This is a genomic window from Agriterribacter sp. (genome assembly GCF_035497235.1).
GTDB lineage: Bacteria > Bacteroidota > Bacteroidia > Chitinophagales > Chitinophagaceae > Agriterribacter.
Genome location: NZ_DATJEB010000053.1, coordinates 101,818 through 121,762 on the forward strand (window position 1 = coordinate 101,818; position 19,945 = coordinate 121,762).

16 protein-coding genes and 1 other RNA gene are annotated in these 19,945 nt (G+C 42.6%); 7 read left to right on the forward strand and 10 right to left on the reverse strand.

Annotated elements, in window-relative coordinates; all coding sequences use genetic code 11:
- Positions 1-3 precede the first annotated feature (3 nt).
- Both VL121_RS19465 and VL121_RS19470 read left to right on the forward strand, forming a co-directional pair.
- Positions 4-1,287: a parallel beta-helix domain-containing protein gene (locus tag VL121_RS19465; RefSeq protein WP_325408280.1), complete on the forward strand. Its 1,284-nt coding sequence runs from the start codon at positions 4-6 to the stop codon at positions 1,285-1,287.
- A 20-nt stretch (positions 1,288-1,307) separates the two neighbouring features.
- The gene (locus VL121_RS19470) at positions 1,308-2,384 is read left to right on the forward strand and encodes an SO2930 family diheme c-type cytochrome (RefSeq protein WP_325408281.1); all 1,077 of its coding nucleotides are present in this window, start codon (positions 1,308-1,310) and stop codon (positions 2,382-2,384) included.
- 14 nt (positions 2,385-2,398) lie between these two features.
- Here VL121_RS19470 and VL121_RS19475 read toward each other — a convergent pair whose 3' ends face one another.
- From VL121_RS19475 to VL121_RS19485, 3 genes are all read right to left on the reverse strand, one after another.
- Positions 2,399-3,490 (reverse strand): DUF3810 domain-containing protein, encoded by a 1,092-nt coding sequence (locus VL121_RS19475; RefSeq protein WP_325408282.1) that lies wholly within the window; start codon positions 3,488-3,490, stop codon positions 2,399-2,401.
- A 439-nt stretch (positions 3,491-3,929) separates the two neighbouring features.
- Positions 3,930-4,349 (reverse strand): bactofilin family protein, encoded by a 420-nt coding sequence (locus VL121_RS19480; RefSeq protein ID WP_325408283.1) that lies wholly within the window; start codon positions 4,347-4,349, stop codon positions 3,930-3,932.
- A 19-nt stretch (positions 4,350-4,368) separates the two neighbouring features.
- Positions 4,369-4,767 (reverse strand): hypothetical protein, encoded by a 399-nt coding sequence (locus VL121_RS19485; protein ID WP_325408284.1) that lies wholly within the window; start codon positions 4,765-4,767, stop codon positions 4,369-4,371.
- A gap of 196 nt (positions 4,768-4,963) precedes the next feature.
- On the opposite strand from VL121_RS19485, the gene porW reads away from it, so the two are divergent.
- From porW to VL121_RS19500, 3 genes are all read left to right on the forward strand, one after another.
- A complete protein-coding gene (gene porW / locus VL121_RS19490; protein ID WP_325408285.1) occupies positions 4,964-7,864 on the forward strand; it encodes a type IX secretion system periplasmic lipoprotein PorW/SprE in 2,901 nt (966 codons plus the stop codon).
- Positions 7,865-7,933: 69 nt separating this feature from the next.
- A complete protein-coding gene (locus VL121_RS19495) occupies positions 7,934-10,327 on the forward strand; it encodes a penicillin-binding protein 1A (RefSeq protein ID WP_325408286.1) in 2,394 nt (797 codons plus the stop codon).
- A 158-nt stretch (positions 10,328-10,485) separates the two neighbouring features.
- Positions 10,486-11,154 (forward strand): YdcF family protein, encoded by a 669-nt coding sequence (locus VL121_RS19500; protein ID WP_325408287.1) that lies wholly within the window; start codon positions 10,486-10,488, stop codon positions 11,152-11,154.
- Positions 11,155-11,262: 108 nt separating this feature from the next.
- On the opposite strand, the gene fsa is transcribed toward VL121_RS19500, so the two are convergent.
- The 3 genes from fsa to VL121_RS19515 form a co-directional block, all read right to left on the reverse strand.
- A complete protein-coding gene (fsa, locus tag VL121_RS19505; protein WP_325408288.1) occupies positions 11,263-11,919 on the reverse strand; it encodes a fructose-6-phosphate aldolase in 657 nt (218 codons plus the stop codon).
- A 68-nt stretch (positions 11,920-11,987) separates the two neighbouring features.
- Positions 11,988-12,086: signal recognition particle sRNA small type (ffs, locus tag VL121_RS19510), an RNA gene on the reverse strand.
- Positions 12,087-12,122: 36 nt separating this feature from the next.
- Complete coding sequence (locus tag VL121_RS19515) at positions 12,123-13,415, reverse strand: type IX secretion system plug protein (protein WP_325408289.1); 1,293 nt, start codon at positions 13,413-13,415, stop codon at positions 12,123-12,125.
- A gap of 43 nt (positions 13,416-13,458) precedes the next feature.
- Between VL121_RS19515 and VL121_RS19520 the strand changes: the two genes are divergently transcribed.
- Complete coding sequence (locus VL121_RS19520) at positions 13,459-14,694, forward strand: ABC transporter permease (protein WP_325408290.1); 1,236 nt, start codon at positions 13,459-13,461, stop codon at positions 14,692-14,694.
- A 21-nt stretch (positions 14,695-14,715) separates the two neighbouring features.
- Here the strand turns inward: VL121_RS19520 and VL121_RS19525 are convergent, their stop codons facing one another.
- From VL121_RS19525 to VL121_RS19535, 3 genes are all read right to left on the reverse strand, one after another.
- Positions 14,716-15,396 (reverse strand): ATP-binding cassette domain-containing protein, encoded by a 681-nt coding sequence (locus tag VL121_RS19525; protein ID WP_325408291.1) that lies wholly within the window; start codon positions 15,394-15,396, stop codon positions 14,716-14,718.
- Positions 15,393-15,593, reverse strand: coding sequence for a hypothetical protein (locus VL121_RS19530; protein WP_325408292.1), 201 nt, complete (start codon positions 15,591-15,593; stop codon positions 15,393-15,395). Before VL121_RS19530 ends, VL121_RS19525 begins: the two co-directional genes overlap by 4 nt.
- A gap of 113 nt (positions 15,594-15,706) precedes the next feature.
- Positions 15,707-16,324, reverse strand: a complete 618-nt coding sequence (locus tag VL121_RS19535; protein ID WP_325408293.1) for a porin family protein — start codon at positions 16,322-16,324, stop codon at positions 15,707-15,709.
- A 112-nt stretch (positions 16,325-16,436) separates the two neighbouring features.
- Between VL121_RS19535 and VL121_RS19540 the strand changes: the two genes are divergently transcribed.
- Positions 16,437-17,030 (forward strand): Uma2 family endonuclease, encoded by a 594-nt coding sequence (locus tag VL121_RS19540; protein WP_325408294.1) that lies wholly within the window; start codon positions 16,437-16,439, stop codon positions 17,028-17,030.
- A 59-nt stretch (positions 17,031-17,089) separates the two neighbouring features.
- On the opposite strand, the gene VL121_RS19545 is transcribed toward VL121_RS19540, so the two are convergent.
- Positions 17,090-19,921, reverse strand: coding sequence for a M16 family metallopeptidase (locus tag VL121_RS19545; protein WP_325408295.1), 2,832 nt, complete (start codon positions 19,919-19,921; stop codon positions 17,090-17,092).
- Positions 19,922-19,945 lie beyond the last annotated feature (24 nt).

The following is a 19,945-nucleotide window of genomic DNA, read 5'->3' on the forward strand; positions in this document are numbered from 1 at the left end:
TGTATGAGAAGTATATATGCGATAGCTTTCTTTGTTGCCATGAGTGCCGTATGCCTGTTTTATTCGTGCAAGCCTTCAATAGCTGATAAAGATGGTTATAAAACGGTAATTAGTTTTGAGCCCGGCGATGAAAGTAAAATTGTTGAAACGTTGCTGGCTTTAGAGGATAGTACCAGTGTTTTGCTGAAACAAGGCCTTTATCATTTTGATAACCTCAGCATAGCACAGTTAAAACACATTCTTATAAAAGGGGAAGGTCACGATAAGACTATCCTGGATTTTTCGGGCCAAAGCCAGGGAGGAGAGGGCATACGGGTAACAGATGTAAAAGGTTTTACCATAGCGGATATGGCCATCCGCGATTCGAAAGGCGATCTTATTAAAATAAATAATAGCCGCGATGTGGTGGTCCGCAACCTGCATGCCACCTGGAAAACAGCCGACTCATCCAGCGGGGGATATGCCATTTATCCTGTGATGTGCAAAAATGTACTCATCGAAAACTGTTATGCCGAAGGGTCTTCTGATGCCGGGATATATGTAGGACAAACAGACAGCGCAATAGTTAGGAATTGCAAAGCCGCTAAAAATGTAGCAGGTTGCGAAATAGAAAATACGACCAATGCATTAGTGTATGATAACGAGTTTTACAACAATACCGCGGGCTTTCTTATTTTTGATTTGCCGGGTTTATCACAAAGGGGCGGGCATATTAAGGCGTATAATAATTATTTTCACGATAACAATTTCAGGAACTTCGCAAAGAGCGGAAGCTTTGGCACCGCATGGGGCGTGGGTAATGCCTCGCCCGGCAGCGGTGTAATTATTCTGGCTGCTTCCCATATTGAATTATATGATAATCGTATCATTAATAATAATTCTTCCTGTATATCCATCGCATCTGGTTTTGCGGTAGATGATAAAGCGGCGGAAAAAATAAACGATCACTATTTCCCTGTTCCGCAGCATATAAAAATTTACAATAACACCCTTGAGATGGGGAATGAATTTCCGGCTCCGGCGTATGAACACCATATTGGTAAATTACTGGTAGCTATTGAACAAAAGCTGAACGCCGGTGGCGCGCAACGTACAAATAAACGAATACCTTTTATTATGTATGATGGCGTTTCTACCAATATACTGAATAAGGGAACAGCGGTTAACCCGGATTCTATCTGTATTCAGCAAACGGGGAGTAATGTATTTGTAAACGCAGATATGTTGAATATGAGTAAAAGCAGTTGGCATCCTACTATGGAAATTGCACCGTATAGCTGTAAGTAAAAGGCAAAATAACAATGGTTATGCAAAAGAAATATTTTTATGGCGGATTGTTTTTTTTGATTTTGGCATTATCTGTTGCCGCCATTCAAAGTTGTAAAAATAATGCCGCTAAAAACAAGCAGGCGGATAATGCCAAATCAATATTCCGGTTTAGGGAAAAACTATCTGAGTACGGATTTTTTAAGGACAAGCTGAGTGATTTGCATCCCCGGGAAAATGTTATACCATACCAGTTAGCTACGCCCCTGTTTACCGACTATGCAGTTAAAGACCGCTTTATTGTTTTGCCTGAAGGCGCTTCCATTACATATACTGCTGCTGGTCCGCTGGAGTTTCCTGATTCAACCATCATTATCAAAAATTTTGCTTACACCAATGTAGCGCATCAAAAAATAATGATTGAAACCCGGTTACTGGTAAAAGATCCTTCCGACAGTAAATGGAAAGTAATGAACTATTTGTGGAACGCGGAACAAACGGATGCGGTTAAACATATAACCGGTTCCCGGCAACCTGTTACATTGCTGAATGAAGAAGGTGAAAAAATTTCTACAGTGTACCAGGTGCCTAATACCAATGATTGCAAAAGATGCCATGTTAATAACAATATGCTCATTCCCATTGGTCCCAAAGCCCGGAACCTGAATTATGCAGTGCCGGCACAAAAGGTTAATCAATTGGCGCAATGGGCTGCCCGGGGAAAATTATCCGGGCTGCCCGATTCAGCTAAAGTGGAGCAATTGCCCGATTGGAAAGATGTTAAGCGGTTTAACATAGAGCAGCGGGCCAGGGCCTACTTAGATATTAATTGTGCCCATTGCCATACCAAAGGCGGGGATGCTTATAACACCGGTTTGTTTTTAGAATATGAGCAAACAGACAAGCACTATATAGGGATAATGAAGGCCCCGGTTTCAGCGGGCAACGGCGCGGGCGGATTTGATTACGATATTATTCCGGGCGATGCCGCGCATTCCATATTAGCTTACCGTATGAACAGTACAGAAGCTGGCACTGCCATGCCTGAACTTGCCCGCACCGTTATACATAAGGAAGGGGTGAAGCTGATTATGGATTGGATAAACAGCATGAAATAATACAGGTAGTTTTTCTATCCTCCTATCTCCCCGTATTTCTTATAGTAAGCAATTACATCCGCAACTACTTCGCTGTAGGTTGTCATACCCAGGGGCTGGTTATTGGCCTCAAGGTATTTCCCATACACCCAGGTGAAGAGCGGTTCCGCGGGGTTTTCATATTTTTTGTAATAGGCCTTCAGCGTTGCTATATCTTCTTTAACGGCCGGATGTAATAGTGCTAAAAAATCCTTTGCTGCAACGGAGTCGGCGCTGTACAGGTTACGGTTGGCATATAAAAAAAGATCAAAATAAGCGGAATACATAAAAAGGGAATCACCGGAAGCGGTAGCTACTATATAGCCGGCAAAACTGGCTTCGTTTTCTTTGGCATATCCTAACTGGTGCGCTATTTCATGACAGTTGATATAGGGCTGAAGAAAGGGAGGAACATCGGTATTAACCTGTGCTTCCCCGGTAAAAGGATTGTAGTAACCCGAAAACCCGAAATAGTTACCTGTGAAATTAAAAAGAGAGGACTTTACTGAAGGATGCGTATACTGCAGGAAAGGATATTTTTTTGCTGCCTGTGTAAATGCGCTGTTTGTTTTTGCAAACAATTCTTTTGTGGAGGGATAGCCTATATTTTGCTGTATTAAAGCCGCTTTGCATTGGTTAACTTTTTCCAGCAGTAAATTGTTGATGTGTACTAATTCCGCTTGTGAATATTGCTCAGGTTCAAAATTCATTTGATAGTGAATGCCTTTGCGGTTATAATTTAATCCCCACATCAAATTAAAAACAATATAGAGCAGCAAGGAAAAGCGCAATATTTTTAGCAAATTTGTTTTTGAAGGAATCCATGATCGTTTCTCTTTTCGCCGTCTTTTTACCCATTGCGTGGTTTTCCACAGTGTAAATAAAAAAAGGAAGCTATACAAAACGTCTCCCGCACTAAAGGGAAGTCGTCCGAAAACTATTCTTAAAAAAGCGCTGATATAAGGATAGATGCCGGAGGTATAAGATGATTCAACAATGCCGGAACGGGAGGCATATAAACGTATGCCCAATGCTATGCATATTAGAATGATAACGGATATGGTACTGCGCTTAACAGGTTTTTGCATGTTGGCTATTACCGGAAATACTGTTGATAGTAAAGCCTAAAAGTAAAATGTTTTTGCATAGCAGATGCAGGCTAATTACATTGATTTTTGAAAAAGTGAAATTAGATTGCGATCACAGGGTTGATTTACTTGCAGAAAGGAATTAAAAGCGTTGTAAACGGGTTGTGATTCCTTGGTGGACTTAGCGAAAACCTTTGTATTTCCTTTGCGGTTATATTCTTTACCGCAAAGTGCACTAAGAAAAAATATGCAAAGAATGCAAAGTCTGCCTGTGTGCCAACACCCCGGCTATATCCGGCTGTATGCAGCCTTCGACTTCGTACTTATATGATGGCTAATTATTTTGAATAAGTACGGACTTACTGCCAGGCAATAATATCCCTGCACGGCTTTCGTAAGCCGGGCAGGGATATTAAAAAGGTTCGGTTGAGGAGGGAAATTATTGCGCGATGGCGTGTTCTTCATCAGCGGGCATTTCTACTACATTTGCCACGCTGCCTTCGCCAACACGACATTGTCCGTTGAAGCTCACTGTAGGCTCAACCTGCAGTTTGCCGGCGCTGATATTGCCTTTTATAGCCGCTTTGCCTCTTAAGTTCAGTAATTCTTTGATGATGATTTTGCCGCTAACCTTTCCAAGTATATCGGCCTGTTGTCCCTCAATGTCGCCTTCAACCACACCTTCGGCGCCGATCAGCACTTTTGCCGAACCGGAGATGTTTCCTTTCAGCGTGCCATCTATACGGATATCTCCGCTGCTTACCACATCGCCTTTAATGATTGTACCGGTGCCAATAAGGCTTGTTCCGGATGAGGAAGCGGGTATTTCAATTTCAGATTTGGATTTTGAAGAGAACATAGTTATTGGTTTTAAATGATTAATCTTCGCTTTTTTCTTCCGATGGAATATTTAACTGGGTTGTATCCATAATTGTTGCTGTATTTCCTTTCAGCACATTTTGTATATTTTCCATGTATTTATCGCGGTAGTTCATTTGTTGTTCCAGTGAATCAACCTGCATTTTCAACGTTATCATTTCTCTCCTGTCTGATGCACTTCCATAGCCCGGTACATAATAACGTAATGGTGTAAATACTAATAAAGCCACTGTTATACCCACCAGCGCTACGAATATGGTACATAAAGTGATGTAAACGCTGAGCCGTGATAGCCTGAATGTTACCACTTCTTCATAGGTATCGTCATTCATTACCACCAGCCGGTATCGGTTACGAAGGTGCTGCAAGGTTCCGTCTGCATCAAATATCTTTGCCATTATCAGTTATTTGTGTTAAAAATAACCACTTTGGCTTAGTTGTAAGAACTAAAGCTTGAAAAAATGTACAATTAAAATAATTTCGCTGAAATTTAGTTTACTTATACGAACGAACTACGCCTACATGTCTTATAGTAAATTCCTTTTAACGATTATACTCACTGTTTTATTTTGTTGTGGCCATTATTCATCTGTAATGGCGCAAAAAGATGCTACGCTTGATGTGAAAAAGCCGGAGAAATATGATAACCGTATACTGGGATCAGATAAAACCTTTACTACTAAATACACTATTCCACGCAGGCTGATGCAGGGCATGAGTACACATTATAATTTTTTCTTTAATGCCAATGTTAAATTAACTGAGGTAGTGGCGGGAGCAAAACAGGGCTTCCAGGAAGATTACACCGAATTGCTGCCTTTTTATAATTATACGCTTGACGCTACGGCGGCGCAAAAAACAGAACTGGATTCTGTAATTCAAAAGTGTAATGCAGGTATTTTGCTTCACGACCTGAGAAATGAATGGATTGATGATATGTATTTTTTAATGGGCAAGGCCTATTTTTTTAAAAAACAATTCGATTCCGCCTATATCGCTTTTCAATATCTTAATTATTATTTTCAACCCAAAACGGATGAAGAGCTGGGTTTTAAAAAATATATAGGCAGCAATCTTAATGATGAAGGAAATGTGTATTCGGTTTCCACCAAAGAAAAGACGGGGATAACGTCAAAAATTTTCACCGAACCTCCCCGCCGTAATGATGCCTTGGTTTGGCAATTAAGAAATTATATTGAAGACAGCAGCTATAATGCGGCATCCGCCATGATACAAACCCTGAGACGTGATGAACTGTTTCCCCGCAGGTTAAAACCGGCGCTTGAAGAGGCGCACGCTTACCTGTTTTATAAAAATAAAGTATGGGACAGTGCCGCACATTACCTGGTACCCGCGTTAGATAACGCCGAAAATATGGCGGAGCGGGCCAGGTGGGAATACCTCATAGGGCAGTTGTATGCATTAAGTAAAAAAACAACGGAAGCCGGTATTTTTTTTGACCGCAGTATTAAACATACCATTGACCCGGTGATGGAAGTATACGCAAGGCTAAATAAAATAAAGCTGGCGCAGGGAGGTAATGAAGAAAAGATCATTGATGAAAATATAAAGCAACTGCTTAAAATGGCCAGGCGCGATAAGTATTACAACTATCGCAATATTATTTATTATATGGCGGCGCAAATGGAAATGCAGCGTAATAACTTTGACGCGGCTAAAACCTGGCTTTTAAAAAGTGTTCAGTATAATAAAGAAAACCTGGATCAGCGCAACCGGTCGTTTTTATATTTGGGTAACCTGGCTTTTGAAAAAAAAGAATATGAGCCTGCCTCGGGCGCTTACGATAGCTTAGACATCAATAGCCCTGTAGTGAAAGACGCCGGAATGATTTCCATGCGAAAGGATGCATTGAATGGAGTGGTTACCAAATTGCGAACCATCAGGCTGGAAGACAGTTTGCAAAAGGTAGCCGCCATGCCGGAAGACGAGCGCGAAAAATATGTAAAAGCCGCTGCCAGGCGTTTGCGTAAGGAGCGGGGCCTGAAGGAAAATGATTTGCTTAACATAAACACGAACAATCCGTTTGCCAATAGTTCAGGCGCGGATATTTTTTCCGGAAACGAAGGGAAAGGAGATTGGTATTTTAACAACAACGGATTGAAGTCGAAGGGCTTTACGGCCTTCCGTAATAACTGGGGATCGCGGCCAAATGTAGACAACTGGAGGCGTATGGCAGATGTTGCGGCACAGTTTAAAACACCTGAACCGGCAAACGACAGATCGCCTGATGGAATGGCGAATGCAGCAGATCATCCCGAAGACATCAGCTTTGATGGACTTATGAAAAATCTTCCGCTTACACCGGAGGCTGCACAGGTTTCAAACGACAGCATTCAATCGGCCCTGTTTGGATTAGGAAAAGCGTTTAAAGATCAGTTTGAAGATTATGCCGAAGCGATAAAGAACTATGAAACATTATTGAACCGTTTTCCGGATACGCGTTACCGGGAAGAAGCGGTTTTTGACCTGTATTATTGTTATACCAAACTGAATATGCCGGTTAAAGCCAAACAATATAGAGAAATACTGGGGAAAGTTGCACCGCAGAGCCCGTATATTGAATATATTGATAACCCTAAAGCGGTAGCGGAACGTAAAACCAAATTAAAGGACGATGCTACCCGCAATTATGAAAAAATATACGATCTTTTCCTGGAAGGTAAATTTGAAGAAGCTATTATACAAAAGGCAAAAGCAGACAGCATTTATGGAAATATTTACTGGCCGCAGCAATTGTTATATATTGAATCCATATACTATATCAAACAAAGGGATGATAACTCGGCCATCAATGCGTTGCAGCATCTTATTCAAATTAATCCCGAAGCACCTATCTCCAAAAAAGCGGAGCATATTATGGATGTGTTGAAACGGCGCGATGAAATAGAAAAGTATCTTACCAACTTAGATATAGAAAGAGCAAAAGAAGATTCTGTTGCAGTTATGGAAGAAAAACCCAGGACAGGCGTGCAGGAGCAGGTTAAAGCATCGGGGCAACCCAAAGCGCAGGAAGTAGCCGCTGCAAAAGAAAAAATAATAAAACCCGCAATAGATTCATCCGTATTCAACAGGCCAAAGCCGGCGCCACAGTCGGGCTTCAGCTATCATCCTGCCGAAGAGCATTATGTGGCTGTAGTACTCCATAAAGTGGATATTGTATTTGGCAATGAAGCTAAAAATGCTTTTAACCGGTATAACCGCGAATCATTTAATGATCAGCAAATAGAAATAACGATATTGCCTTTAGATGAGGACAACAAACTGATGCTGATGTCGGGTTTTTCAGACGCTGTTAGCGCGTTGGATTATGTAAATAAAGCAAAACGCGTTGCCGGCGCCCAGGTAATTCCCTGGCTTGCCGCCGGTAAGTATTCATTTATTGTTATTTCAACAGGCAATCTTAAAGTGCTGGAAAACAATAAGGACCTGGAAGGGTACCGGCAATTCGTTGAAGCTAATTACCCGGCGCAGTAAAAAATTAATTACAGCATGGAATTTGATGAAATATCCTGTTTCAGCCGGTATTAATGATAACAATAGCATATGACAAAGACAGTAAAATATTTCTGGAGAATTTTTTTTATCGGGCTTGGTTTTGCCGTTTTATTCCTCCTGGCCATTTCATGGGGTATTTTTGGAAAGCTTCCCTCCTTATCGGAGTTAGAAAATCCTTCCATTCTTTCCGCTTCGGAGGTATTGGCTGTAGATGGAAGGTTAATGGGCAAGTATTATGTAACAGACAGAACCAATGTGCCTTACAGTGAGATTTCACCCAATGTTATTAATGCCCTGGTAGCTACTGAAGACGAAAGGTTTTACAAACATTCCGGCATTGACGCAAGGAGCCTTGGAAGAGCTGTCTTCTTTTTTGGAAGTGAAGGCGGAGCGAGTACTATTACACAGCAGTTGGCAAAGAATATGCTTGGACAGGGAAGCAGGAATACCATTGCCCGGGTAATAGAAAAACTGAAGGAGATGATTGTGGCCATTAAGCTGGAACGGAATTTTACAAAGGAAGAGATCCTTGCGCTATATCTTAATACCGTTGAATACAGCGATCACGTATATGGCATACGGAATGCTTCCCGTACTTTTTTTCAAAAGGATGCGTCAAGACTTGATGTGGCCGAGTCGGCCGTGCTGATCGGTATGCTTAAAGCTACGGGTACATATAATCCGCGTACCAATCCCAAACAGGCGTTAGACAGGAGGAACACAGTAATAGATCAATTGGTACGTAATAATTATTTGCCGGCGGCAGAGGCTAATAAAATAAAACTGGTTCCCATAAAGCTCGACTATGAAAAGATGAACCAGAATACCAACCTGGCGCCTTATTTCATTGATGTGCTGCGCAATGATATCCGCCAATGGTGTAAGGACCATAAAAATCCCAAAACGGGCGAATCGTATAATATTTATAAAGACGGGCTGAAAATTTATACTACCATTGATCCGCGCATGCAGTTGTATGCCGAAATGGCCGTAGCGCGCCACATGCCTAACCTGCAAAAAGTATTTAATGCACAAAAGAATATAAAGGACGGAAGTGTATGGAAAACGAAAGACGGAAAAGCCGTATTGGAAAGAGCAATAAAGAGCAGTGATCGCTGGTCCGATTTATCGGATGCTGGTCTGAAAGAAGCTGATATCCGGAAATCATTCGATGTAAAAGTACCCATGAAAGTGTTTGCATGGAATGCCAAACGTGAAACAGATACGATTATGACGCCGCTGGATTCTATTAAATACCATAAGCAAATGCTGCAGGCTTCTTTTCTGCTAACTGATCCTTTAACCGGGGAAGTAAAAGCGTGGGTAGGCGGTATAGACTTTAAGACCTACAAATTCGATCATGTTAATTATAATACCAAAAGGCAGGTAGGCTCTACCTTTAAACCGTTTTTATATACACTGGCGGTAATGAACGGGTATACGCCGGAAACACCGGTATCGGTGGATCCTGTTGACCTGGGCGGCAAAATGATTGGTGATAAAAAGTACAGCGGAACACGCCCCCTGAATTATTGCCTGGCGGCATCTATCAACCCTGCCGCGGCAAATTTGATGAACGTAATTGGGGTAAACAGAACGGTTGATTTTGCCCAGCAATGCGGCATTACCAGCAAAATTCCGCCGTATCCTTCTATAGCGCTGGGCTCTGCCGACATCTCACTAATTGAAATGGTAGGCGCTTATAGTATGTTTCCTGCCGGGGGAATGAACACCAAACCCATTTATATTTCAAGGATAGAAGACCGCAATGGCAATGTGCTGCAATCTTTCACTACCTCGCATAAGGAAGTGATCAATGAGTCGGATGCTTATATTATGACAAGAATGCTGCAGGGTGTGGTTGATTTTGGTACAGGACGTTCGCTTAGGGGAACCTACGGCATTACCAGCGAAGTAGCCGGTAAAACAGGTACTACCAACAGCAATGCGGATGGTTGGTTTATTGGATTTACACCCCAGTTGCTCGGTGGAGCGTGGGTAGGCGCAGATGATCCTATTTTGCGCATCTCTAATAACTATGTAGGTCAGGGCGCCCAAATGGCCATGCCTATATGGGCTTATTTTTTCCAGGAAGTATATAAAGATAAAACCCTGGGAGTAGAAGCCGGCGCAAGATTTGTGCAACCGGAAAGCCTGAAAAGCGAAATGATATATGACTGGATTGATCCTGCTGCATCTGACACGCCCATATTGGAAGGCGAAAATCAGCCGGGTGATGCTAACCAGTATATTGATGTGCCCGTGAGCGATGGCAGGGAAAGAGTTACAACGGAATCGCAACTCAACGAGGAAGAAAAGAAAATACTGGAAGAGGCAAAGAACGCCAATAAAAAAAAGGATAAAGTGCAGTCCGATACCACAGATAAGAAAAAAAAAGGATTTTTCCGTAAACTCTTTGGCGGTAAAAAGAAGAATGAGTGAGAGGTAGGAAGTAAGAGGTGGAAGAAGGCGTTAGCTCATCGTTAGTATACTTTAGCTGATTGATCGCTGACTGCTGATCCCTGACAGCCCGTAAGAAGTGAGCGAAAGAAAAAAACATAGCCGCAGTTGGCAATCCTGGATGTTGAAAGTGGAACTAAATGCGAAAAATTATTTTATATGTGCTTCCCGCTGTAGTTATGTTGTGCATGCTATCCTGTACTTTTTCGGCTAAAGCTACCCGGCAATTGTTACAAAAAGCCGAAAACAGTGGACCGTTTGATGTTATTATTGTTCCGGGTATTCCTTTTAAAGACGGCAAATGGGATCATATCATGAAAGGGCGAGTCTATTGGTCTAAATACCTCTTTGATAAAGGGATTGCCAAAAATATCATCTATTCCGGCTCCTCCGTTTATACGGCGTATTATGAAGCGGAAATTATGGCACTGTATGCAAAAGCCATTGGTATTCCGGGAGCGCATATTTATACCGAAACAAAGGCGGAGCACAGTACTGAAAATGCCTATTACGGGTCTAAAAGAGCACAACAGTTGGGCTTTAAACGCGTAGCGCTGGCGTCCGATGCTTTTCAAACAAAACTATTACGGAGCTATATCCGAAAAAAGGTCAATAAGGATATGGCGCTTATTCCAATGGTAATAGATACTATGAAAGCTATTGAGCCTGCAATGATTGATCCCGAAATACATCATGAGCAAGCCTTTAATCCGGGTTTTGTTTCTATCAAAGAAAGGGAAAGCTGGTGGAAGCGGTTAAAGGGAACCATTCGCGGCAATATGGATACTACAGCCTATTCAGTTAAGTAGTAAAACGGGAAAAGGCTTTCAGGGGCAGTTATAAAAAAAATCCCGGTATGCACCCGGGATTCTAAAAATCTTTTACTTTTCACGCTCACCATTTACTACTCACTTCAATCAGTGCTGCATTTTCTTAGCATCGTCTAAAAACTTGGCTAATCCAATATCGGTTAAAGGATGTTTTAATAAACCTAGGATGGGTTCTAACGGGCAGGTGCATACGTTGGCGCCCAGTTCGGCGGCCCTTACAATATGCAGTGAACTGCGGATGGAAGCCGCCAGTATCTCCGCCTTAAATCCCTGCAGCGCATATATCTGCGCTATTTGACCAATCAGCTCCATACCATCCCAGCCGCTGTCGTCTATCCTGCCAATAAAAGGAGAAACATAGTTAGCGCCTGCTTTGGCGGCCAAAATCGCTTGTCCGGCCGAAAAAATCAATGTACAATTGGTTTTAATACCATTATCCGAAAACCATTTCAGTGCTTTTATACCATCTTTAATCATAGGCACTTTTACCACAATATTGGGGTGAATAGCCGCCAGTACTTTTCCTTCTGCAACCATACTTTCAAAATCAGTAGAAAAAACTTCTGCGCTTACATCTCCATCCACCAGTTCACAAATGGTTTTATAATGATTCCTGATGGCTTCATCGCCTTTAACGCCTTCTTTGGCCATTAACGAAGGGTTGGTGGTAACGCCGTCTAATATCCCTAAATCATGGGCCTCTTTAATTTGCGCCAGGTTGGCTGTATCAATAAAAAATTTCATAACCTTAATATTTACTTTGATTCGTTTAAATGGTTGTATAAAAATAAGAGAACGAATATAAGAATAAAAAAAGGCAAGTTACTTACATCGCACCGCTCAACCGCCTACCCTTGCTACCTTCCGGTCCTGGGGGAGTTCAGCAGGAGCTGGTCGTATAAGACTTGCCTTTGCAAAGATACAAAAGAACCCGATTGAACGGAAATTTAAAACTGCCCCGGCCGGTTCAGCAGCGAATTAACGACAGTTACATTCATCAACTGGTCATATCTTCCGCCTAACTCACGGTAATATACCAATATGGTATATTGGTTTTCTGTTTCCCATATATTGCCTTCCGTTTCATCTGTAATGAATTTGGGTGCATTGCTTTTGCTGTCTGCCAGGGCGTAAGCGTAGTCGTAATAACCCTGTTTTAACTGCAGGGTAGTTTCATATACGCTTTGTTGCTGGTTCCACCGCATTTTAGCACCGTCATCCGTTCCGTAATTGGTTATCTGACCAATGAGGTACAGCTCTTTTGCATAAGGCCCGTTGCCTGGTGGCTTGTATGTAAAATGAACGGTAGCATAATCGGCGTTCCAGTAGGGATTTACATTTTCGTTGTTTAAGGCCGCATATATACCATTATAGTCTTTGTAATAAATATACCGTTGTGTATTGCGCGAAGGATCGGGTATCACATACAGGTCATAAGCGGTATTGGTATTTTCCTGGCGCCTTACCCTGTCGCTGAGCAAACGAAAACTGGTAAGGTCAAGCCATCTCCATTCCCGCATGGCGGGCATAATACAATCCTTTTCGGTATTGTATTCATATATATTGTTTCGAACAATGCTGGGCTTAATATTTTGTATACAGTTGTCCCAGCGGTTGTTTTGCAGTATCACCACTTTTATTTGCTGCTGCGGGTAGCTTACATTTAATCGTCCTGCATTTACTGTAAATTGTATTTTTTGGTGGGTTCTGAAAAACTGCTGGCCAAAAGGCTGCTGAACCTGGGCCGACACGGCAATGCCGGCATCCGTAACCAGGAACCGTTTAGTGAACGCCAGTTTCGATGTATCGCCGTTCAAAAAAACTTTCACTACGTAATTTCCCGGCTTGGTAGGCATAATATCCCTGCCGGGGAAGGTTAACTGGTAATGCGTATACCTGGTGAGTACCTGCGCTGAGCGGCGGTAGGTAGATATGCGCTGGCTCGTATACCCTTTGGCGTAATCGAAATAGCCCATCTGCACTGCCGACCAGTCTGCATTGCGTAACTCAATATTATAATAGTAGTTTTTGATATCGCCATCCATATCATCAAAATCTAACTGCAGCAGGTCGCTGCTGTTCAGCCGTATTACCGGGTAAGCGGTTTGATCGCCGTAGGGGTTAAGCTGAACGGTTTTAATGTTCTTTTGAAAAACCTTGTCCGGCTCCCGCTGCGCCTGCAGCTCAACGCAAAGAAAGAGGAAGAGCAACCAGCCCGCGGCAAAGTAACGTTTATACATCGGCTAATTCTTTTATCTTCACAATTTAGTAAAATAGCAGGGATTGAATACAGCTTCATTTATAGCAAGGCGAATAGCATTTAACCGGCAACGCTCCTTTTCGCGTTTCATCATCAGGCTGGCTATAGCGGCAACCGCTATCAGTGTGGCGGTAATGATTATGACACTGGCTTTTGTAAATGGTTTCCAGGAAGCAGTTAGCCAGAAAATATTTAGCTTCTGGGGGCACCTGCGGGTACAGCATTATGAGCAGTATAAGGCGGCTATTGCGGAAGAAGCGCCTATTCATAAAAATGATACCATTGTTAGCGAATTATATAAAATGGAAGGGGTAAGGCAGGTGCAGTCCTTTGCTACCAAGTATGCTATTCTTAAAACGCCCGAATCTATTGAAGGCGTTCTTTTTAAAGGTGTGGGTAAAGAATACGACTTCAGTTCCATGCAGCAATTCCTTACCGCCGGAAGATGGATCAATTTTAATGACAGCACGTATAGCCGTGAGATCGTTATATCGGAGTATACAGCTAACCAGTTAGAGCTGAAAGTGAATGACAGGGTGCTGATCTATTTTTTTAAAGGGGAAGATCAGAAGCCCCGCCCCGACAAGCTTACTATTGTGGGGTTGTATAAAACCAATATGGAGGAGTACGACAAGCTGTATGCCATTGGCGACCTTACGCTGGTGCAAAGGCTGAACGACTGGGGTGCGGATGAGATAGGAGGGTACGAAATATTTTTGAACGATTATCATTCCATGGACAAGGTGAATAATGAAATATTTGAATCCCTCCCCAGTGAATGGGGAAGTAAAACCATCAGGGATATTTACCCCAGCATTTTCGACTGGCTGCGCCTGCAGGATGTGAACCGGGATGTGGTGCTGGGCGTAATGATTATTATAGCTATAATCAATTTGATCACCTGCCTCATTATAATGGTGCTGGAACGTACCCGGATGATTGGTGTTTTAAAAGCGGTAGGCGCCACGGACTGGACGGTGCAAAAAATATTTACCCTGCAGGGAGTTATCATTACCGCTGCGGGCATTTTCCTGGGGCTGGTAATAGGGTTGGGCGTTTGTGTAATACAGCAAAAAACAGGCTTTCTTACCTTCTGGGATGAAAATGCCTATTACATGCTGGTAGTGCCTGTTAAAATAATATGGTGGGAAGTAGCGCTGGTAGTTGCCGGCACTTTGCTGGTGTGCATCCTTACCTTACTGATCCCTTCATTGGTTAGCCGCAGAATACAGCCTGCCAAAGCAGTACAGTTCAGGTAAGCAGGTATATGGCTACGGAATTTACATATTGTTGCCCTGCTGCCCGGCCGGAAGATAACCCGCGGCAGACAGATCATATTCACCATTAATGGGTATTGTTTTTCCTGATGTTATCAGTAGTTTTTTTGTGGCAATATCCAGTACATCTTTGTAGTAATGATCTGTTATAATAAACCCTTTTACTGTTTGCAGTTCCCTTATTTTTTCTTTGATGATTTCCCTGTACACAGGTTCCACCATAGAGAAAGGCTCATCTAATAAAACAAAGGGATGGTGTAAATGAATAACCAGTAAAAATTGCAGGTATCGCTGTTCTCCCAGTGAAAGGTTACCCACTTTGGCAGTCTCCATACGATGTATCCCGGGCGAATAAAATATTTTATTCTGATCTTCCCCGCCGGGAAAATATAAAGGAATTACATTTCTGACCGTGATGTGCTGCGGCAGGAATATTTTTTGATGGCTATAGCCTATTTGTTTGCTGCTGATGTTATTCCGGAGATGCGCGCCATTTATCCGTATACTTCCTGATGCCGGTTTCAACGTTCCAAAAAGGATATGCAGCAGGGTAGATTTACCGCAGCCGTTTCGCCCAAAAAGCCCGGTTATATCACCTGTACAGCATTCAAAGCTAATGTCTTCCAGTATTTTTTTCCTGCCATAGTAATGGGTGATTGCGCTTATGCTTAGTTGATGATTCATTGTATGATTAAAAGTATAAGCGTTGAGCCTGTTACATTGATGGCTGCTGTCTGTGCTATTAATTTATTTTTGGAAAGTCCCGCGTTGGCGTAAAAGTAATACTGAATGTTGTTGTAATAACGGTATATGATAAACGAAACCACCATACCAACACTGCAGAAGCTGATAATGCTTACCGGCATACTTTGGCTGATCATTAATAGTATTAATGATATAAGCAGGTTGAACTTATTGACATCGCTATAATATTTCAGGAACAGGCGCAATTGATATTTTGTTGGAATTGTAGCTATAGGTTAGTGTACAAAAATTAATCCTCACTTCCGCCAAACATATAGCCAACTGAAAATCCGATAGCGTCAAGGGTTTTTACTTTATCACCGTTGTTGGCCAGGTTGGTAAATCCGAAGTTACAGAAAGTGCTTATCGCAATACCACCAGGAAACTGGAAACCGCCTTTTACGTGCAAACCTACATCAAGCGGTTTCCATTGACCGGGGTTACTGCCAAAGGAGATATTCCTGCTCTCGGACCCGTCTTTTGTTTTACCTGATAAGGCATACATCAGGTTAGGGCCTAAACCTGCAAACAAGTTGCTATTGTTGCCAAAAATATACGAGTACATAACAGGAATGGGAACGGAAATACGGGTCATTGAAATCTTGAAGTCGTCATAGTCTGTATTAGTCATGCTGCCCAATTTAAATAATACAGAGGGTCTTACAGCCAGGTAATTTCCAAATTGCAGATGCAGGGTTCCGCCAAAGTGTCCGTTTATCCCGGCAAATACATCATCATCGGCACTGTAAAGTCCCGCAGCGCTAAAACCAGCTTCCGGGCCAATGCTTAACTGAACTTGTGCTCTTATTGTTGTAGTTATGGTAATACAAATAGCTGCGGTCAGGAGTTTAAGGTTATGCTTTTTCATCTGTTAAAGTGTTTAAAGGTTGAGGGTTATTAAAAATAATAATTATTTTAATAATATTTAACTTTGGAATGCATCTTCTTTTGGAGATAATTTTATTTTGTAAATTAGTAGTATGATGGAGTTGCGTGAACCTGCCGTTGCTTATGGCAAAAACAAAATAACCCAGGAAGAATACTTGGAATGGGAGCGGGATGCTCCGCAAAAGCATGAGTATTACCGGGGAGAGGTATTTGCGATGGCGGGGGCCGGTACGAGGCACAATAAAATTTATGCTAATCTTTTTGGGGAATTGGCGATCCGGCTAAAAGGTAAAACCTGCCGGCCCTATGGCAGCGATCTGCGCATTCATATTCCGGAAAACATATTATTTACTTATCCCGATATTTCTATCATTTGCCGCGATATAATTGAAGAAGAAACAAACGATGATTATACCATTGAACCAACCGTGATCATTGAAATACTGTTGCCTTCCACTAAGAGCTACGATCGTGGTGAAAAATTCAGGCTTTACCGGGATATTCCTTCCCTCAAGTCATATATCCTTATTGATTCAGAAAGCGTTGCCGTTGAAGCGTTTCGCATAAATGCTTCCGGTCACTGGGAGCTGGAAGAATATAAATCAGTAAATGATATGCTGGCAATTCCGGTTGTGGAACCCACTATACCCCTGCACGATATTTATGAAGGAACAGAACTGTTGTAGCTTTATAAATATTTTTTGGTAACCCCATTCCCGGCATACTGTTTTTCTTAACAAGTACCCTATTCCTTCTTCGGGTCGGCTGGCATAAGAATGGCGGTATAATGATTTTTACCATTCAATAATAACCTGGCAGCTTCCTGTACATTTTTAGGGGTGAGCTGGTCTATGTATTTTTCAAAATGAATAAAGCGGTCAATGTTTTCTCCTTCTGTTTTGGCAGCCAAAAGATGGGCAGACCATGGCCCGTTTTCTTTCATCTCCTGTTTATGCGATTCGCGCCATTGCTGTTTTACTTTATTAAGGTTCTCCACGCCTGGCCCGTTATTAATAATATTGTTTATTTCATTTTGAAGGGCTTTCAGCAGGGTATCTGCTTTTTCAGGGCCGCAGGGCAATTGCGCTACAAACTGGAAAGAAGGGTAGGGCGTTTTATTCAATCCTCCAAAAATGCCACCGCCATAAATGCCCTGCACCTTTTCCCTGAGTTCTTCAATAATACGAATGTTGAGCACTTCGGTAACGGCGCTTGCTTTAAGCGCAAGGTCTTCAGAATAGGGAATATCTCCGTAATAAAAAGAAAGGATAAGACTTTTTTGCTCCTCGCCTTTATAAACGGTTAGCGCTCTTTTTCCCTGTATGGGCCTTACTTTCTGGTCAATGTAATTCGATTTCCTGGCGGTAGCCGGCAGGCTGGCAATATAGGTTTCAATGAACGGAATAATTTCAGCTTCTTTAAAGTTACCCGTGAAAACAAAATGCAATCCCCCGGCATCACCCAGCCGTTGTTTGTATATATTTATGATTCTGCCGATTTGTATACTGTCAAAATAAGCAGCCTTAGGCACATGAATAGGTGCAAGCGGGCTGTTGTTATAAAAAATGCGAAAAGCGGTATCAATAAATGCTGCCTGCGGATTGGAGCCTAATAATGCCAGTTGCGTTTTATTTTTTTGTATATACGATTTGAACAGGCTGCTGTCTGTTCGGGGCTGTGTTAGTTTAAGATAGGCCAGTTGAAACATGGTTTCCAGGTCTTTAACAGTTGAACTTCCGTTAATGCCCTCGGTAGTGCCTGCTATAAATGGCGTAGCCGATACGGTTTTGCCCGACAATGCTTTTTGCAGGTCGGTGGGTGAAAAATTCCCAAACCCCATGGCGTTTACTACCGGTATGGCATAGGCGGCGTTGTATTTATCGGGTTGCCTGTAATTGCTGGTGCCGCCGTAACGGGAGGCGGACATCAGTATTTCGTCATTCTTAAAATCTGTAGCCTTAAGCGTAACCGTAATGCCGTTTGATAAAGTGAGTTCCGTTGCGCCTGTGGCCGCATTGTTTTTTTTGCCGGTTACCCTGCCTGCTTTGGGTAATGCTGATAAGAGTTCGGTAGCTACGGCTTTTTCTTCATAGGGCTTTACATCGGCTTTTTCGGCAAGCGCTACCGCCTGTAAAAGCGCCTGGGGAGAAGGAAGTTGTACATCTTCCTTCTGCGGTCCCATAATAAATGCAAATACATGCTGGTCTCCTTTCAGAACGGATGCAACGGCATTTACATCTTCCCGGCTGATTGCCGGCAGAAAATCTTCGGCCATTTTATATTCCGTTGCTATACCGGGTATGGGCGATTGCTGCAAATAATGCTGGATATATTCGTCCACAAAATTGGATGACTCCCTTTTGTCCCTGTCGTTGTAGTTCTTTTCATATGTGGCTAACATATTCTTTTTAGCTCTCTCCAGTTCGGGAGCGGTAAATCCAAAACGCTTTACTTTTTCCAGTTCTTCCAGCGCAGCCTGTAAAGCGCTGGTAGGCTCCTTATCGCCGGAAACCGCATATAGCTCAAAATTTTCGTATCCCCGCGCAAAGCCGCTGAAAGCGCCACCGCCATATACAAAAGGCGGGTTTTCTTTTTGGGTAAGTTCCTGCATACGTTTATTCAGCATCGTTACAAACAGATCCCTTTGCAGGTCTTTCTTATAATCGCCATACGTAATAATCTTTTCCGATGGGTAGGCCGGAAATTCAACGATGGCCTGGAAACTGGTAGCTTCCTTATCGGTTACCACCAGGGCATCATTAGTAGCATAGGGAGGTACCGGTGTTTGCAGCCGCGGGCGTACACTGGCAGGGTTGGTTAAACTTTCAAAGTGCTTTTTTATCAGTGCTGTAGCCTTTTCTTTAGTAATGTCGCCCACCACAATTACCGCCATCAGTTCGGGGCGGTACCATTCTTTATAAAAGCGGCGTATGGCGTCATATGTAAAGTTCTTAATGATGCTGTCTTTGCCAATGGGCAAACGCTCGGCGTACAATGAACCGCTGAGCAGTTTGGGCAGTATCTTTTTAAACATTCTTTCTCCGGCTCCTTTCCCCGAACGGCTTTCTTCCAGGATAATGGCCCGCTCATTATCTATGTCGTCATCCAAATAAGTAACGTTATGCGCCCAGTCTTCCAGCACGCTAAACCCCTTTTCTAAGTTGCCGGGTTTATCGGTAGGGATGGGTAAAATATAAACCGTTTCATCAAATCCGGTAGATGCATTCAGGTCACTGCCGAAACCAACGCCTATATTCTGGAGAAAAGATATAATATCATTTTTCTTAAAGTTTTTTGTGCCGTTAAAAGCCATGTGTTCAGCCATATGCGCCAGGCCAAGCTGATCGGCATCTTCATTAATAGAACCCACGTTAACCACTAATCGCAGTTCTACTTTTTGTTCGGGTTTGTTATTGGGGCGGATATAGTACGTGAGTCCGTTGGGTAATTTACCTATAGTAACAGCGGTATCAACCGGTAGCTTATCCGCAGGATTAAGCTGCGCCCGCACAAATGCCATGTTTACCGTTAGCAAAAAGAGCAGTGTTATGTTTTTTATGTGAATTGTGTTGCGCATAGCTGTTTATTTGAAAACAAATGT

Coding starts and splice junctions, on each gene's coding strand:
- VL121_RS19465 (WP_325408280.1), top strand. CDS start 4: ATGAGAAGTATATATGCGATAGCTTTCTTTGTTGCCATGAGTGCCGTA.
- VL121_RS19470 (WP_325408281.1), top strand. CDS start 1,308: ATGCAAAAGAAATATTTTTATGGCGGATTGTTTTTTTTGATTTTGGCA.
- VL121_RS19475 (WP_325408282.1), bottom strand. CDS start 3,490: ATGCAAAAACCTGTTAAGCGCAGTACCATATCCGTTATCATTCTAATA.
- VL121_RS19480 (WP_325408283.1), bottom strand. CDS start 4,349: ATGTTCTCTTCAAAATCCAAATCTGAAATTGAAATACCCGCTTCCTCA.
- VL121_RS19485 (WP_325408284.1), bottom strand. CDS start 4,767: ATGGCAAAGATATTTGATGCAGACGGAACCTTGCAGCACCTTCGTAAC.
- porW (WP_325408285.1), top strand. CDS start 4,964: ATGGCGCAAAAAGATGCTACGCTTGATGTGAAAAAGCCGGAGAAATAT.
- VL121_RS19495 (WP_325408286.1), top strand. CDS start 7,934: ATGACAAAGACAGTAAAATATTTCTGGAGAATTTTTTTTATCGGGCTT.
- VL121_RS19500 (WP_325408287.1), top strand. CDS start 10,486: ATGCGAAAAATTATTTTATATGTGCTTCCCGCTGTAGTTATGTTGTGC.
- fsa (WP_325408288.1), bottom strand. CDS start 11,919: ATGAAATTTTTTATTGATACAGCCAACCTGGCGCAAATTAAAGAGGCC.
- VL121_RS19515 (WP_325408289.1), bottom strand. CDS start 13,415: ATGTATAAACGTTACTTTGCCGCGGGCTGGTTGCTCTTCCTCTTTCTT.
- VL121_RS19525 (WP_325408291.1), bottom strand. CDS start 15,396: ATGAATCATCAACTAAGCATAAGCGCAATCACCCATTACTATGGCAGG.
- VL121_RS19530 (WP_325408292.1), bottom strand. CDS start 15,593: ATGATCAGCCAAAGTATGCCGGTAAGCATTATCAGCTTCTGCAGTGTT.
- VL121_RS19535 (WP_325408293.1), bottom strand. CDS start 16,324: ATGAAAAAGCATAACCTTAAACTCCTGACCGCAGCTATTTGTATTACC.
- VL121_RS19540 (WP_325408294.1), top strand. CDS start 16,437: ATGATGGAGTTGCGTGAACCTGCCGTTGCTTATGGCAAAAACAAAATA.
- VL121_RS19545 (WP_325408295.1), bottom strand. CDS start 19,921: ATGCGCAACACAATTCACATAAAAAACATAACACTGCTCTTTTTGCTA.